Source organism: Planococcus sp. CPCC 101016 (genome assembly GCF_007859295.1).
Classification (GTDB): domain Bacteria; phylum Bacillota; class Bacilli; order Bacillales_A; family Planococcaceae; genus Planococcus.
On record NZ_VOHB01000004.1, the window covers coordinates 168,249 to 182,291 of the forward strand.

At 42.6% G+C, this 14,043-nt stretch carries 17 protein-coding genes; 4 read left to right on the forward strand and 13 right to left on the reverse strand.

The features are described from left to right. Positions 1-28 precede the first annotated feature (28 nt). From FQV26_RS15140 to FQV26_RS15160, 5 genes are all read right to left on the reverse strand, one after another. The gene (locus FQV26_RS15140) at positions 29-814 is read right to left on the reverse strand and encodes a transporter substrate-binding domain-containing protein (protein WP_146558386.1); all 786 of its coding nucleotides are present in this window, start codon (positions 812-814) and stop codon (positions 29-31) included. Between the two features lie 119 nt (positions 815-933). Then, on the reverse strand, positions 934-2,022 hold the full coding sequence (locus tag FQV26_RS15145) for an AI-2E family transporter (protein WP_146558388.1): 1,089 nt from the start codon (positions 2,020-2,022) through the stop codon (positions 934-936). A 93-nt stretch (positions 2,023-2,115) separates the two neighbouring features. Continuing rightward, complete coding sequence (locus FQV26_RS15150; RefSeq protein ID WP_146558390.1) at positions 2,116-2,397, reverse strand: hypothetical protein; 282 nt, start codon at positions 2,395-2,397, stop codon at positions 2,116-2,118. A 94-nt stretch (positions 2,398-2,491) separates the two neighbouring features. Beyond that, positions 2,492-3,004, reverse strand: coding sequence for an isoprenylcysteine carboxyl methyltransferase family protein (locus FQV26_RS15155; RefSeq protein ID WP_146558392.1), 513 nt, complete (start codon positions 3,002-3,004; stop codon positions 2,492-2,494). Continuing rightward, on the reverse strand, positions 3,001-4,071 hold the full coding sequence (locus FQV26_RS15160) for a type III polyketide synthase (RefSeq protein WP_146558394.1): 1,071 nt from the start codon (positions 4,069-4,071) through the stop codon (positions 3,001-3,003). The genes FQV26_RS15155 and FQV26_RS15160 overlap by 4 nt, the downstream gene beginning before the upstream one ends. Positions 4,072-4,208: 137 nt before the next feature. On the opposite strand from FQV26_RS15160, the gene FQV26_RS15165 reads away from it, so the two are divergent. Further along, positions 4,209-5,090: a glycerophosphodiester phosphodiesterase family protein gene (locus FQV26_RS15165; RefSeq protein ID WP_146558395.1), complete on the forward strand. Its 882-nt coding sequence runs from the start codon at positions 4,209-4,211 to the stop codon at positions 5,088-5,090. Between the two features lie 3 nt (positions 5,091-5,093). Here the strand turns inward: FQV26_RS15165 and FQV26_RS15170 are convergent, their stop codons facing one another. Next, positions 5,094-5,789: a type 1 glutamine amidotransferase domain-containing protein gene (locus tag FQV26_RS15170; RefSeq protein WP_146558397.1), complete on the reverse strand. Its 696-nt coding sequence runs from the start codon at positions 5,787-5,789 to the stop codon at positions 5,094-5,096. 168 nt (positions 5,790-5,957) lie between these two features. On the opposite strand from FQV26_RS15170, the gene FQV26_RS15175 reads away from it, so the two are divergent. Further along, positions 5,958-7,061 carry an S-layer homology domain-containing protein gene (locus FQV26_RS15175; protein WP_146558399.1) on the forward strand — a complete coding sequence of 368 codons (1,104 nt, stop codon included), beginning with the start codon at positions 5,958-5,960 and terminating at the stop codon, positions 7,059-7,061. Positions 7,062-7,095: 34 nt separating this feature from the next. On the opposite strand, the gene FQV26_RS15180 is transcribed toward FQV26_RS15175, so the two are convergent. Beyond that, positions 7,096-7,560 (reverse strand): YaiI/YqxD family protein, encoded by a 465-nt coding sequence (locus FQV26_RS15180; RefSeq protein ID WP_146558401.1) that lies wholly within the window; start codon positions 7,558-7,560, stop codon positions 7,096-7,098. After that, complete coding sequence (locus tag FQV26_RS15185) at positions 7,560-8,132, reverse strand: DUF1836 domain-containing protein (RefSeq protein ID WP_146558404.1); 573 nt, start codon at positions 8,130-8,132, stop codon at positions 7,560-7,562. Before FQV26_RS15185 ends, FQV26_RS15180 begins: the two co-directional genes overlap by 1 nt. 138 nt (positions 8,133-8,270) lie before the next feature. Here FQV26_RS15185 and trhA point away from each other — a divergent pair, with 138 nt between their 5' ends. Together trhA and FQV26_RS15195 are read left to right on the forward strand one after the other, a co-directional pair. Continuing rightward, positions 8,271-8,918: a PAQR family membrane homeostasis protein TrhA gene (gene trhA / locus FQV26_RS15190; protein WP_146558406.1), complete on the forward strand. Its 648-nt coding sequence runs from the start codon at positions 8,271-8,273 to the stop codon at positions 8,916-8,918. Positions 8,919-9,104: 186 nt separating this feature from the next. Continuing rightward, on the forward strand, positions 9,105-9,884 hold the full coding sequence (locus FQV26_RS15195; RefSeq protein ID WP_146558408.1) for a 2-keto-4-pentenoate hydratase: 780 nt from the start codon (positions 9,105-9,107) through the stop codon (positions 9,882-9,884). Positions 9,885-9,968: 84 nt separating this feature from the next. Here FQV26_RS15195 and FQV26_RS15200 read toward each other — a convergent pair whose 3' ends face one another. From FQV26_RS15200 to FQV26_RS15220, 5 genes are all read right to left on the reverse strand, one after another. Next, complete coding sequence (locus FQV26_RS15200) at positions 9,969-11,144, reverse strand: MFS transporter (RefSeq protein WP_146558410.1); 1,176 nt, start codon at positions 11,142-11,144, stop codon at positions 9,969-9,971. Then, positions 11,137-11,571: a MarR family winged helix-turn-helix transcriptional regulator gene (locus tag FQV26_RS15205; RefSeq protein WP_146558412.1), complete on the reverse strand. Its 435-nt coding sequence runs from the start codon at positions 11,569-11,571 to the stop codon at positions 11,137-11,139. The genes FQV26_RS15200 and FQV26_RS15205 overlap by 8 nt, the downstream gene beginning before the upstream one ends. Before the next feature lie 191 nt (positions 11,572-11,762). Then, positions 11,763-13,031 (reverse strand): acetyl-CoA hydrolase/transferase family protein, encoded by a 1,269-nt coding sequence (locus FQV26_RS15210; protein ID WP_146558414.1) that lies wholly within the window; start codon positions 13,029-13,031, stop codon positions 11,763-11,765. A gap of 113 nt (positions 13,032-13,144) precedes the next feature. Then, positions 13,145-13,357, reverse strand: a complete 213-nt coding sequence (locus tag FQV26_RS15215; protein WP_146558416.1) for a hypothetical protein — start codon at positions 13,355-13,357, stop codon at positions 13,145-13,147. After that, positions 13,354-14,022, reverse strand: coding sequence for a hypothetical protein (locus FQV26_RS15220; RefSeq protein WP_146558418.1), 669 nt, complete (start codon positions 14,020-14,022; stop codon positions 13,354-13,356). The genes FQV26_RS15215 and FQV26_RS15220 overlap by 4 nt, the downstream gene beginning before the upstream one ends. Positions 14,023-14,043: the final 21 nt, after the last annotated feature.

Here is a 14,043-nt window from a genome sequence, read left to right on the forward strand (position 1 = left end):
ACGCGCTTCTGCGCGCTGCATTTATTTTTTATTCTGCGATATACTTCGCAAGAATTTCGTCATATTCTCCACTAGCACGCAATTCTTCAAGACCAGCATTGATTTTTTCAAGAAGCTCTGCATTTTCACCTTTTAATACAGCAATTCCGTACTGATCTCCAGTTAGGCGTTCACCGACTGTTTTTAGAGCAAGACCACTTTCAGCAATCGCATAGGCGATGACCGGATAATCTTCCAGCAACACATCGGCATTGCCGTTAGAAACTTCCTGGAACATAGATGGGCTGTCTTCGAATTGTGCAATTGAGTAGCCATATTCGTCTTCATTGTCACGAGCGAATTGTGCACCGGTTGTACCGCTCTTGACAGCTACAGTTTTGCCTTCAAGATCTTCCAAAGCAGTGATGTCATTGTTGTCTTCAGCTACAACAAGAGACAGTCCTGCATCAAAGTAAGGATCAGAAAAATCGACCACTTCTTTGCGTTCATCTGTAATACTCATGCCGGCAATTGCTACATCCAATTGACCTGCCTGCAAAGCCGGAATAATTCCTCCGAAATCCATCGGACTGAATTCAATGTCAAATCCTTGGTTTTCAGCAATCGCTTTAATCAAATCAATATCGATTCCTGTATATTCGCCGTCCACTTCAAATTCGAAAGGCGGATAGGTTGTATCAATCCCTACTGTATATGTGTCCCCTTCAGTTCCACTATCACCGCTTGTCGCACCTTCTTCACTTTCATCGGATCCACATGCTGCGATCACGAGCATCATTGCAATCAATAGTGCTAAAAGACTCCACTTCTTCATTTTATTGCCCCCTTGTTTTCTTTCTTCGGTCAATCTAAATAATAATATATCATAATTTTCTCAATTCCATAACCTTTGATAGAAAATAACCAACATTCTGCAAAATAACCCAGTACTAATTAACCTCTTTGTTGCGCCACTTCTCTTTTTCTGCGCAAACGGATGAATAATCGGAAGTTATGGACCAAGGTTTTCACTACTGCATATGTCGGAATGGCTATTAAAATACCGATAAACCCATATAGAGCCCCCGCAATCATCAGCAACAGAATAATCGTCAGCGGATGAATATTCAGTCGGCTGCCCATTATATTTGGCGTGATCAAATTCCCTTCAATTTGCTGAACTACTAGTAAAACCAGTACAACTTTTACTGCCATCCAGAGATCTCCACTCATTAATGCGACAAATAAAGCAGGGATGATTCCAATGATGGGACCTAAAAATGGGACAATTATCAGAAACATGGCAAAGATCGCTAAACTCAGAGCGTAATCCAGTCCGATAATCAGGTATCCGATATACATTAATATTCCCACTACAGCAGCTACAATCGCCTGACCCACAATAAATGTCGATAAAGTCCGATCAACATCTGTTAGTAGTTTTTCGCCTTCAAGCTTATGCTCTTCAGGTAAATACTTTATTAAATGCGGCACGAACTTTTCATCATCCTTCAATAGAAAGAACAGGACAAAAGGAACCACTATCAGCACAATGGCAATATTCATAAGCATTGCTAAAATGTTCATTACATTATCCAGTAAACCTTCTGATAGATTCTCCAAATAATCCAACGCCCATGCTTTTATCTGCGGACCTGAGATTCCCCCCAGCTGTAAACCGGATAATAAGGTGTCCGATTCCTCCGTTACTTCTTCTACCTTTTCAGGAGCCAGATCCGCAAAGCTTTCAACTTGGGATGAAACAATAGGTCCGAAAAAATAAATTAGAATGGATAAAACAAAAATTATAATTGTAAAGACGATTCCGATTCCTGCAATTTTGGGCACATACTGCCTAAGCCATTTTACAAAAGGCCGCAGCAGGTAATAAAGGAGTCCTCCTACTAAAATAGGGGCAAAAATAGTAGCGATGACGATCCGCAATGGTTCGAAAATATAATCAATTTTCCCCAGAAAAAATAAAGTGATAGCAACAAGCAGCACCGCGGTTGTATATTCAAAAAATGGTTTCCTGATCCACAAATCTGTCCTCCGCCTTTCCTGCAATGCTGGAAAATTCCAGCACGCAAAAAAGCGAAAACAAAGAGAAGCTTTGCTTTCGCTTTTTACCGTGTTTTATTTATCTTCTTCAAGTTCGCGCATCTCTTTATGAGTTTGCGGGAAGGCATTTGCCTGCCATTCGTCGCGGTATGCAGAGTCTAATTGGGACAACCCCTGCTCAGTAGAATCTTCTAAAGCTTCAACGCTTTCGCGCTCATCTACTTTCGAACTGTTGCGCATATCCGTATCTTCTTTTACACGGACGGTATTTTTTTCTTGGTATGCCTTGTAAACAAAAATTCCAGACGCTGCTGCGAGCGCACTGCCTATAAGCGTATTCATTGTTGATTTTTTCATTAGAATCCCTCCAAGAATGCATGGTTTCTTTCACTTCTACTTGTATACCCTATATATGATTTTTTAACTAGCTGTGAGCAACTTTTTTATTCATTTAAGATTTCAGCTGCTGTAAAGCCTTTTCTTCTGCCGGAATTCGCACAAGAAGAAGCAGAAGCGCATTTGCAATACTGAAGATTAAAGCTGTTCGCCACGCGCCAAAAATGAGAGGCAGCGAAGCAATCTCTAAAGCAACGACCAGGTAGTTGGGATGCGGCAGCCAACGATACGGCCCTTTCTTCACTTTATCCGCCCCGGGCAGAATAAGTATTTTAGTATTCCAAAAGCGCCCAAGAGACGATAAAGCCCAGACACGAAGAAACTGCGCCATAGCAAAGGCCCCTAGAAAGATTTTCCAGCCAGTTCCAGGTTCTGGTCCGATTGCCCAAACTTCAAGCAGCAGCGAAAGAAAGAAAAGCACATGAAGCAAGACAATCCATTTATAATGTCCAGCGCCAAATTCAATGGCCCCTTGCCTTTTCATGACCTTTTCATTAAACCGAGCATATAGTATTTCCAATAGCCTTTGCAAAACGACAAACCCGACCAACAGTAAGAAGAAACTCATAACGTTGAATCTCCCCATTCAAGCCACAGCATTTCAGAACTAAAGCCAGGACCTAAAGCGGTAAGCAAGCCCTCTTCTCCGTTCTTTGGCTTTTTTTCCATAAAATCCTTTAATACATAAAGAACCGTAGGCGAAGACATATTGCCGTATTCGGCCAGCACAGCTCTTGAAATATTCGTCTTGTCAACTGTCAGACCAAGTGACTTTTCATAAGCCCTCAATACTTTCTTGCCGCCGGGATGTGCGATGAAGTATGTAATATCTGAAGAAGTCTTCGATATTTTTTTCAAAAAGACATCTACATTGGGTTTTAGCCACTTTTCGATTATTTTTGGAATATCACGCGAAAAAACTACATGCAGGCCTTCGTCTTTTATATCCCACCCCATCACATCCTCAGAATCCTGCATTAAAGTCGATTGTGAATCTTTAATACGGAATCCTTCACCCGACATGTCCACTTTGTCTCCCGTGACCAAAGCACAGGCTGCACCATCCGCAAAAAGGGAGGTGCCAATCAAATTGCTTTTTGAGGTATCCGATCGCTGAAAAGTCAGACTGCACAGCTCCAGGCAAAGCACCAGGACTCTAGATTCAGGATAAGCACGGCAATAATCGTCAGCACGGCTAATCCCCGATGCCCCTCCCGCACATCCAAGCCCCCATAAAGGAATTCGCTTGATGTGGGGCGGCATTTTTAAAACATTCATGATTCGCGCGTCAATAGTCGGCGTCGACATTCCTGAACTCGATACAAAAATAAAAGCATCTATATCCTCTTTATTCACCCGCGCTTCTTCTAGGCACCTAGCCACCGCGCGGCTTCCCATTTTCACTGCTTCTTCCACGTAAAGGCGGTTCTTTTCCTCTAGCCCACGCTCTTTTTCAAACCATTCCAAAGGAGCAGCAAAATAACGGCCTTCAATCTGACCGTTTCCAAATACCCGCAATAACCGTTCAATGTCATCATAGTGCCCCCCGAACAAGCTTCGGACTACATGAACAATCTCTTTTTGATTGACATAGTAGGGAGCATTCTCCGTAACTACTTTACGAATCATGGACATCAGGATTTCCTCCTCTGCATCTTATTTCATCTCTTTTTTCGTTCGACAGGAGTATTCCAAAATTACCCTATTGAGCTTCATAATAAACTTATTTGCCCGAACCTTGTATACTTGAAGAAAAGATAAGGAGGTAGCATATGGCGGTTAATCAGCAGATCCTCGGATGGCAATTAAACAACTATGATGACTTCTTTAAAGCTTTACAGGAAAAACAGCACCCGCTGATTCCAGTCGCTCATCGCGGCCTCTGGAATCCTGCGCCAGAAAATTCACTTCCTGCAGTTCAAAGCTGCATCGATCACAATATCTTTTTAATTGAATTAGACATGCAGTTGACCAAAGACGGCCACATTGTTCTCATGCATGACAGTACAGTCGACCGGACGACAAATGGCTCAGGAGAAATAAACCAACTGACGTTAAAAGAAATAAAGGAATTATCGTTAAAAGAATTGAATGGTGGATCCAACGCAAAAAACACAAAAGAAAAAGTGCCTACGCTTCTCGAAGTTCTTTCAATGATTAAGGGCAAGGCAATGGTCAATGCGGATAAGGCATGGGACTTGCGCCATGAACTCTATGCTCTGGTTGAACAATATGATTTGTTTGATTATTTCATGTTAAAAAGCGATAAACCTGTTGAACAACTAATCGCTTTTTTTGACTCGAATCCACGAAACATGTCTTATATGCATAAGCTGAGTGACAAAAACCTTCACCAACTTGATCAGTTGCTGGAGACTGTTTCTCCAACAGCAATTGAACTTCTTTTTTATACAGAGGAAGATGAAGTGATTTCCGAGGCTATCATCTCCAAACTTAAAGATCAAACGAATTTGTGGGGCAATGCGCTTGATTTCGCTGAAAATGCACGCCGTTCCGACTCACTATCTCTTTTAGATCCTGATATGGGCTGGGGTTGGTTTATTGACCGCGGCATCAGCCTTATCCAAACAAACTATCCCCTGCAATTCATGGATTATGCAGAAAAGAGAATGAACATAAACGAACCCGGCTGAACTTTAAGCCGGGTTCACTTCTTTTAATAATTCCTTTACCTTTTTACCGACAAGGCTTGCTGATGCCGGATTTTGTCCAGTTACTAAACGCCCTGATTCGATAACACAAGCTGTAAATGGCAACTGTGCTATTTGAAACAAAGTTCCTTGGTTTCTTAGGGCCTGCTCTAGTGAAAAAGGAATATCCCCATACATTCCCATTATCTTTTCCTCCAAATCCGAAAAACCAGTCACTACATGGCCAGCCAGCAGGTTCCGCCCATCAGATAAATGGATGTTCTGCAAAGCGCTCGGTCCATGGCAAACAGCTGCAACCACACCGCCCCTTTCATATATGGATGCTGTCAGCTGCTGCAATCCTGGATGGTTAGGAAAATCAATCATTGTACCATGCCCGCCTGTAAAATAAATAGCGGCATAGTCCCTGTCTTTGACTTGATCAGGCGTCATTGGTTTTTTCAATTTCCCCATCAATTCATCATTCATGTAGTAGTGGCGTGTTTGCTTATGGACCACGGCTTCCATCAGGCTAAGCGGATCAATCGGAACCCGGCTGGAGGCGGTACTGATAATGTCCACATCGAAATGTTCTTTAATTTCATGATAGAAATCAGTTAATTCTCTTAACCAAAGCCCCGTTTTTCTACCTCTTGCTCCAACTAGCGCTTCATTTGTCACTACAATAAGTATTTTCTTCATAATTGTCTCCTCTCTCAATTGAATTCACGTATTTCTCCTTTATTCCCCATATAGCAGAAAACTACTCTCACTCTTATATATACCTTGTTTTATTAGTTTATATAACAATTAATTATTACTTTTTACTTTTTTATGTGGTAAAATAAGATCAAATAGGGAGGGATAAATATGAAGACTTTTTTGTCTTTTATTGCAGCTGCCATCCTGATGTTCAGTTCGTTTTTGTCTCCCGCCAAAGCGATTGTTTTGTTTGATGACGTATTTGCCGATCATCCGTTTGCTTTTGAAATTGCTTACCTGTACGAAGAAGGAATCATCAATGGATATCCTGATGGAACCTTCAGACCAAACGATCCGGTTAAACGCTCCCATGCCGTTGCCATGATTGGACGAGCTCTGAATTTGGACGATACTTCCCGCTCAACAGGCTTTAGAGACGTTCCCGCCAGCCATCCGTTTTCCGGTTATATCGCTTCTGCTGTTGAAGAAGAAATTGTTGTCGGCTTCCCGAATAATTATTTCAGACCTGACTGGACTGTGACTCGTGCACAAACTGTCACAATGTTAGACAGAGCTCTCCATTTCCCGAAAGCTCCAGACAATAATTTCAAAGACATGAAGAAAGGCCACTTCGCCTTTGACGCGGTTTCAAGGCTCGCTCATTACGGGGTTGCACGCGGTTATCCGGATAATACTTTCCGTCCGGACATCCAGGTAACACGGGCTCAATTTGCTGCGTTTCTGGCCCGCGCCATCGAGCCGTCTTTCATTCCCGAAAAACGGGACTTGCTTATGACAGCCAATGACATTCTGGCGGACCTTCAAGCTGAAGATTTCGCTGGTGTTGCAGCTTATGTGAGAACCTCTGATGGATTGACTTTCTGTCCTTACAGTGGCGGTTGCATCGACAACGGAGGCGTCACATTCACAAAAGCACAACTGCCTGCTTTCATGAATGACCCCAACGATTATTTATGGGGTTATCAGGACGGCAGCGGCTTCGAAATCAATTTGACACCCGCCGAGTATTATGATCAATATTTGATGGACGCCACCTATACTGCCAAAGAGCGCTATGGGCGAACTGTCCAGCCAACAACGCATGAGTTTATTCACCGCCTTTACCCTGAAGCGACTATTGTCGAATACTATTTCCCTGGTACTGCTCAATATGATGGAATGGATTGGCAGAGCTTGAACATGGTATTCGAGAAGAATAGCAATGGCAACTGGGTGTTAGTGGCCATCATCAATGACCGTTGGACCATCTAGCTCTTGAAATTAAACAAAGAAAGACCCGGCATTTTCACATGCCAGGTCTTTCTTTGTTTTCCCCCGATTTCTTTAATAGTAGAGTTAAGGCAGTTTTAAATTTCTCATTGTCTTCAGGCCGCCGTTTCTTCGGTCCTTTCATTCTGCCTCCGCCTTGCCGAATTTTTTTGGCGACATGGCGTCCATGAAGCAATTGTTCAATATTCTCATCTGAATAGACGCGTCCATTCTGGTCAATCGGAATACCCCGTTTGGCAAGTACCATCGCTGCTAGTCCATAATCCTGGGTTACCACAATATCTCCCTTGCGGACCCGGTTAACCAGTACAAAATCTACAGCATCTGCTCCTTTTGACACTGTAATCGTTTCTGCTCCTTCCCTATGCATTTCATGAGAAGTATCACAAATCAAGATGACCGGCAGTCGGAAGGCTTTAGCCAAATCGATTGTCTGCCCCACTACCGGACAGCCATCTGCATCGATCAGAATTCTGACCATTATTTCTCCACCTCTTCCGCCATCTCATCTACCAATTTTTCTGCTGCCCTTCGGTAAAGATTACTGGTATGAGCCAATGATGCGATAAGCAGTACACGCTCCAGTTCTTCAGAATCCTCAAGCCCCCGAACTTGTTTGGCAGCTTCTTCTGCCTGGCGCTTCAAACCCTCCGCAAAAATTTCCGAGTTATCCTGCTGAAGGTTCAAATAGCTACTGTAAAACTGTTCTAGATTCAATTTCTGGTGCGCTGCTTTTTCATTGATGCCATTTAATACCTGTTTGACATCGTTGATCGACAACGTGCTTTTCATCTGGTAAATCAAGCTGATGAGCATGATGTGGTTGCGGCTGTACTTTTTATTTTGGACCGGGTAGAACAATTTTCCTTTAGCATAGTTATTGATCATGGTTTTTGTCAGGATCTTCTCTTCAGGATGCCTCTTCGATTCGGCAAAACTGGACTCGAACAATTGAATGACTTGATCAATATAGAGATCAATCTTCGGAATATCCTCTGGCAGAACCTGATTATGGAAAGCCATCGCTTCGATAAGTTCATTTGATTTCTCCATGTTTTCTCGCTCCCTGGGGTGTTTCATACTGACTATTTTACATCATTATCAAAAATTCTCCAAACTTGACTCTATATATCAATACTAGTATCTTTATATGTAGTTTCAATAACTACATCTACCAAGGAGTTGTTTTTTATGACCACTTATATCCGAGAGCCCTTTAACGCCTTATCGCATTTAGCTGGAGCGGTATTGTCTTTAGCTGCACTTTTAGCAATGGTCCTTAAAGCTGCCTATGCCGATGAATCTGCTTTGCATGTAACAGCTGTCGCCATTTTCGGCATCAGCCTGATTCTCTTATACACAGCTTCTACCATTTACCACTCAGCAATTTCACAGCCCCATGTCATTGCATTTTTGCGGAAACTGGACCACTCGATGATCTTTGCTTTGATTGCAGGATCGTATGCCCCGTTCTGTTTGATTGCACTCGGTGGAACACTTGGCTGGACCTTATTTTCCCTTGTTACTATTTTAGGATTAAGCGGAATTTTCTTTAAGATGGTCTGGTTTCATGCACCTAGATGGCTGTCTACCGCCATTTATATTGCTATGGGCTGGATCATCATCTTCGCTGTCGTGCCACTGGTGGACAGTTTGTCTTTAACGGGCTTGCTGCTGCTAGTGGCAGGTGGAATTTCTTATACTGCAGGCGGCATCATTTATGGAACAAAACCCAATTTCCTGTCTTCCAAGCATCTGGGATTCCATGAAATTTTCCACCTCTTCATCCTTTTCGGCAGCCTCTGTCATTTCTTGTCTGTCTATTTTTATGTATTATAAAGAAAAGCGGAAGCAGCCGTTTAGCTCTGACAAGTGCTGGAAGACTTCCCGGTAATGGCGTTCTTCAGCTATTGCTGGAAAGTCTGAAGCGCCCATAAAGCTGAATAAGGAATTGCACTTAAGAGCATTTAAAACAAATTGTTAGAATGCTATGATAGGTTAAACCGTCTGAAAGGGGCTTTACCTATGAAAACTATAGACTTACAGCATTCCGAAATGGCTACTGCTTTATATGAAGCATACATTGAAGGTCATACAATCTCTAAAGAACGAATCCCTGCTTCATTAGAGAAGAACCGTGCTTACTCGGTCCAACACGCTGTAACTTCCAAGAAAACCAACGATAACGAAGAAGAGTTGAAGGGCTACAAAATCAGCTTGACGAGTAAAGAAACGCAACAGCTCTTTCAATCAGAAACTCCGTTATACGGTGCCCTTACTACCTCCGCATTGTCAGACGGCATTATTGATCTGAATTCAACGTCTTCTCCATTGATTGAAATCGAATTGATTTTTATTGCCAAAGAAGATTTATCCGCAGCCGACGATGTCCATGCACTTTTGGAGAAAACCCAAGTAGCACCTGGCATTGAAGTACCCGACTCCCGTTTTGACGATTGGTTTCCAAAAATCAGCCTCGGGCAAGTGATCGCAGATAGTGCAGTTGCCGGGAAGATCATTGCAGGTACACCACTAGACAACGTCACTTATGCTCAACTCGAAAAGTTACCGGGTAAACTTACATTGAATGGCGAAGAAATTGCAGCTAGCGACTCCTCCGAAGTGTTGGATCATCCTGTCAATGCAGTCAAATGGCTGGTCAATGAATTGGCTGGACATGGATTGACTGTCAAGAAAGGTATGTCTATTTCTTCCGGTACGTTCATTTTGCCTAAAACGCTGGAAAGAGGGCTTTATGAAGCCAGCTATGGTGAACTGGGGTCGGTAACTTTAACAGTTCGATAAACAAAACTTGTACCTCTTACGAATGCAGCAACACCAACTCACACCAAAAGCGGTTCACAAATAATGTGAACCGCTTTTTTTCTTTTATAGGTTAGCAGGTATTCTAAATTTGCTCATGATCCATACATAATAAGCAGCGACACCGAACATGAAAATTCCTAACAATAAATAAAGATTTGCATAGCCTGCGATTCCAGCGATGACTCCAAGAGATACGGAACCGATGGCCAATCCGCTGTCATAAAGAGCAAAGAAAGTACCGGTAGCATACCCACTGCGATGCTTTTCCGCTGCTTGGATGGCTAAGGTTTGGAAACTTGGAAGCAACGTGCCATAACCTAAGCCGACTAAAGCTCCAGAGAACAGCAGCATCCAAGAAGAAGTCGTAAAGCTCAAGGAAATTAAGCCGATTCCGAACATGATGCATGAAGGTATAATGACGATGTTTGGTCCAATAGAGTCAAATAGACGCCCCGTGAATGGCCGGACGAGAAGCATAGCTACTGCATAGACCATAAAGAAAAAGCTTGCCGTCTTAATCAGACCAAGAGACTCTGCATAAACGGAAATAAAGGCAATAATTCCGGCATATGCAAACGACACCAAGAAACCGACGCTGGCAATCGGCATGGATTTTTTTTCGATAAAATCACTAATCGCCAGCTTTCTTTTTTCCTTCTTCGTCCGAATATCTTCTCCGACATCAACGGATAATACACAGAAGAAGCCAATAATCATAATAAATCCCAAAATCATAAAGATGAGTTGATACGACAAAAATGGTTTTAAGGTCAAACCGATGAAAGGTCCAACAACGACAGCTAAGTTCATGGCAATGCCATAATAGCCAAGTCCTTCTCCGCGGCGTTCGGGCGGGACAATTTCCGCAGCGATCGCTCCGCCTACAGTAGTGACAAGACTAAACCAGATGCCTTGAAAAAAACGCAATGCAAGTAGCGTTTCGAAATCTCCAATCAATACGTAGAAGAACGTGCTGATCATAAACATCAATACCGAAATCACTAAGATTTTCCTCTTGCCAAATTTCTCAAGAATCATTCCAGCAATAAACCGAATAATGATGGCAGATACGAGAAACACCGAAACAGCTATGCCTCCCTGGGCTGCCGTCCCTTTCAGATCGTCCAGTACGTAAAGAGGAATCAATGTCATCAATGCGTAAAAAACAACAAAAATAAAAAAGGTGCTAATTGAAATATTAATAAAACTTTTCGTCCAAATCGGTCTTTTTTCAGCCATGCTTTCCATCCTTTTCTTTAGAACTCTTCACATTTATTTTTTTCAGCAGAATCAGCAGCTGATTTTGTTCTTCATCAGAAAGCCCGGAAACTAAATTCTCTTCTACATTCCTGACCTGTTTTTCAATTTCCGGCACTTGCAGCAAGGCAAATGGAGAAAGTTCGACAATCCGTTCACGCTTGTCTTCGCCTTCTCTTCTCGCAATCCAGCCGCTCTCTTCTAAGCGCACAATGGTTCTTGTAACCGTCGGTGCTTCCACGTTCAAATATTGCCATATCTCTTTTTGCGTCATTGAACCAAACTGCTTCAGACAAAAAAGAATAGACCATTGGGAACTATATAGCCCAAATCGCTTTATGGCCTCGTTTACTTCTTTAATGGATAACCGGGATTTTTGATTGATTTCGTGAAACAATAGTTTTTTCATAGGTACACACCTTCGAATTTATTTACTTAGGTAAGTATACGTCTCTTTAATTTGCCTGTAAAGAAAAGTATTTCGGTTCCCAAAGAATTTCAGTCATACTTATTCAGGCTCATTGGACATAAGGTGCGCTAAAATTTGGATAGGAAGCAAAAAAAGCCATTCCCTTTTATATCAAGGAAACAGCTTTTTTGTTAGATCAAAAACCCATTTTTCTTTGCATCAAATAGCAATTCTTCTCTGAATTTTGGATGGGCGATTGCCGCCAAACGCTTGGCCCGTTCTGAAATGGAAACTCCGTGCAAACGGGCTACTCCGTACTCTGTGACAATATTGTCTACATCGTTTTTTCCTGTGGTCACTACAGATCCTGGAGCAAGTTGCAGTTTAATGCGGGACAATGTATCGTTCTTTGCAGTTGACGGCATGCAAATATAGCCTTTGCCATTTTCCGCGAACCGGACACCTCGCGCAAAGTCGACTTGTCCTCCGCTTGAAGAATAATACTTTCCGCCAACCGTTTCAGAAGCACATTGCCCGAACAGATCGACTTCAGTTGTTGAATTGATGGAGACAATGTTCTTTTCTTTTGCAATTTCCCGTGGATCGTTGACGACGCTCACCGGAAGAAACTCAACCGCTGGATTATTATCAATAAAGTCATATAGTTTTTTGGAACCAAAAGCAAAAGTCGCGACAATTTTTCCAGGATTCGTAAATTTACGGGTTCCATCCACCGCACCTGCAGCTACCAGTTTTGCCACACCATCCGGCAGCATTTCCGTATGGATGCCCAGATGACGATGATCTGTCAGCATACTAATTACCGCATTGGGAACTGCACCGATTCCAATCTGCAAAGTATCTCCGTCCTGAATATCCTGAATAATCGAAGACGCAATCAGCAGGTCCTTATCACTGACTTCAAGAATCTTTTCTTCTGAAAGAGTAGCGTGATGTTCCACATATCCCGAAATTTGACTTACATGAATTTGATTGCGGCCATATGTACGGGGCATTTGATCGTTCACTTCCAGAATAAACGGTACCTTTCCGATGAAATCAGCCACATAATCAGCTTGTGTTCCCAAAGTAAAATACCCGTGCTCATCCATTGGCGAAGCCACTGTCAAAATCATCGACATTTTCGTAACTTTTTGGAGCATACGCGGCATTTCGTGGAAATTATTTGGAACCAGTTCCATCTTCGCCTGCTGATATACTTTCCGTGTAGCACCACTCAGGAAATACGAAACATGCTGCAATTGTTCTATTTCCCCTTGAATGTACGAACGCGACCGTAAAGCCAACATCTGATGGATTTTTACGCCATCCAATTGCTCGGCATTTTCTTCCAATATGTCCAATAACCGAATCGGCTCCCCATTGGCAATCGGAACGATCAGATCTGCTTTCGAATCAATTAAATCAATGACTTCCTGTGGGCTTAAGTTTTTTCCCATTTCATAGCCTCCCCTTTGCTTCATTATTCTCCAACTTTACCATATATAGCGAAGGCCTCATCATTTCCAAAATTTATGAATTATTCCGTCTTTTCACCCAAAGAAAAGAACCGTCAGTTTTTCTGACGGTTCTTGTTTTTTAAGGCAAATCCAAGACCGGCCAAGCCAAATAACGCCATAAGTGCCCATAAAATTAAAAGAATAAAAGAGCCTATCCCATTTGAATCCTGCAATACAGCCGTCAGCTGTAAAGCGAAGAAAGCCAGACTAACCAGGGCAATTGCACCGAAATAAATGATTCGTGCTTTAAAACTGAAATTTTTCATTTTTTAAACCCCTTTGATTTTTCATTGGTTTCCAAACGATTTTTCGTCCAAACCAGTGTAAACAACAAGAACAGCTCAAATGCGTTGGTAACCGCGGAACTGTCCACAGGGATTGGCACTGCACTACCGATGCCCATAATCACTGCCCCAATCAGCATCCATTTCCAGCCGGCCTTTCTCCACAACACTGCCCCAGTAAAAACAAGAGCAACTGTTACAAGCAGAACCATTATCGGCGGCCCTGAAGCGGGTTCTGCTGATACATAACGCAATACGCCGTATTGTTGTTCCGTCATAAGCTCTAAGCTCCAAGTCTCAAGAGCCAGTTCGATAATAATTAATGCTGCAGTGTATAGCATAAATCCGTAGAACACTGCCCTTTGTCTTGCCCATCTGATGTGAGCCAGATTCATTGCTCCCCAACAGAACAAAACTAGCAGCGGCGTAAAGAAAGCATGGCTCCAGAAACGAAGTAGGTTCAGGCTCTCCAGGACTGATCCCTCTCCGATATATTTTCCGATTGCAATTATGCCATTATCATAAATCAAGCCAACCAGCACCAAATACAAGAATGCCGTAAAGTTCCACGATCGCTGTTGTGTAACTCCCCAAATCGTAAGGCCAATATAAGCAGCTGTAAAGAAAAAGTAAAGAGCTGTGTCCACCGTATCACCTTCCGCAATTTA

Excerpts from the sequence above, each read along its gene's own strand:
- FQV26_RS15140 (WP_146558386.1), bottom strand. The coding sequence starts at position 814 with ATGAAGAAGTGGAGTCTTTTAGCACTATTGATTGCAATGATGCTCGTG.
- FQV26_RS15150 (WP_146558390.1), bottom strand. The coding sequence starts at position 2,397 with ATGAAAAAATCAACAATGAATACGCTTATAGGCAGTGCGCTCGCAGCA.
- FQV26_RS15155 (WP_146558392.1), bottom strand. The coding sequence starts at position 3,004 with ATGAGTTTCTTCTTACTGTTGGTCGGGTTTGTCGTTTTGCAAAGGCTA.
- FQV26_RS15160 (WP_146558394.1), bottom strand. The coding sequence starts at position 4,071 with ATGTCCATGATTCGTAAAGTAGTTACGGAGAATGCTCCCTACTATGTC.
- FQV26_RS15165 (WP_146558395.1), top strand. The coding sequence starts at position 4,209 with ATGGCGGTTAATCAGCAGATCCTCGGATGGCAATTAAACAACTATGAT.
- FQV26_RS15170 (WP_146558397.1), bottom strand. The coding sequence starts at position 5,789 with ATGAAGAAAATACTTATTGTAGTGACAAATGAAGCGCTAGTTGGAGCA.
- FQV26_RS15175 (WP_146558399.1), top strand. The coding sequence starts at position 5,958 with ATGAAGACTTTTTTGTCTTTTATTGCAGCTGCCATCCTGATGTTCAGT.
- FQV26_RS15180 (WP_146558401.1), bottom strand. The coding sequence starts at position 7,560 with ATGGTCAGAATTCTGATCGATGCAGATGGCTGTCCGGTAGTGGGGCAG.
- FQV26_RS15185 (WP_146558404.1), bottom strand. The coding sequence starts at position 8,132 with ATGGAGAAATCAAATGAACTTATCGAAGCGATGGCTTTCCATAATCAG.
- trhA (WP_146558406.1), top strand. The coding sequence starts at position 8,271 with ATGACCACTTATATCCGAGAGCCCTTTAACGCCTTATCGCATTTAGCT.
- FQV26_RS15195 (WP_146558408.1), top strand. The coding sequence starts at position 9,105 with ATGAAAACTATAGACTTACAGCATTCCGAAATGGCTACTGCTTTATAT.
- FQV26_RS15200 (WP_146558410.1), bottom strand. The coding sequence starts at position 11,144 with ATGGCTGAAAAAAGACCGATTTGGACGAAAAGTTTTATTAATATTTCA.
- FQV26_RS15205 (WP_146558412.1), bottom strand. The coding sequence starts at position 11,571 with ATGAAAAAACTATTGTTTCACGAAATCAATCAAAAATCCCGGTTATCC.
- FQV26_RS15210 (WP_146558414.1), bottom strand. The coding sequence starts at position 13,031 with ATGGGAAAAAACTTAAGCCCACAGGAAGTCATTGATTTAATTGATTCG.
- FQV26_RS15215 (WP_146558416.1), bottom strand. The coding sequence starts at position 13,357 with ATGAAAAATTTCAGTTTTAAAGCACGAATCATTTATTTCGGTGCAATT.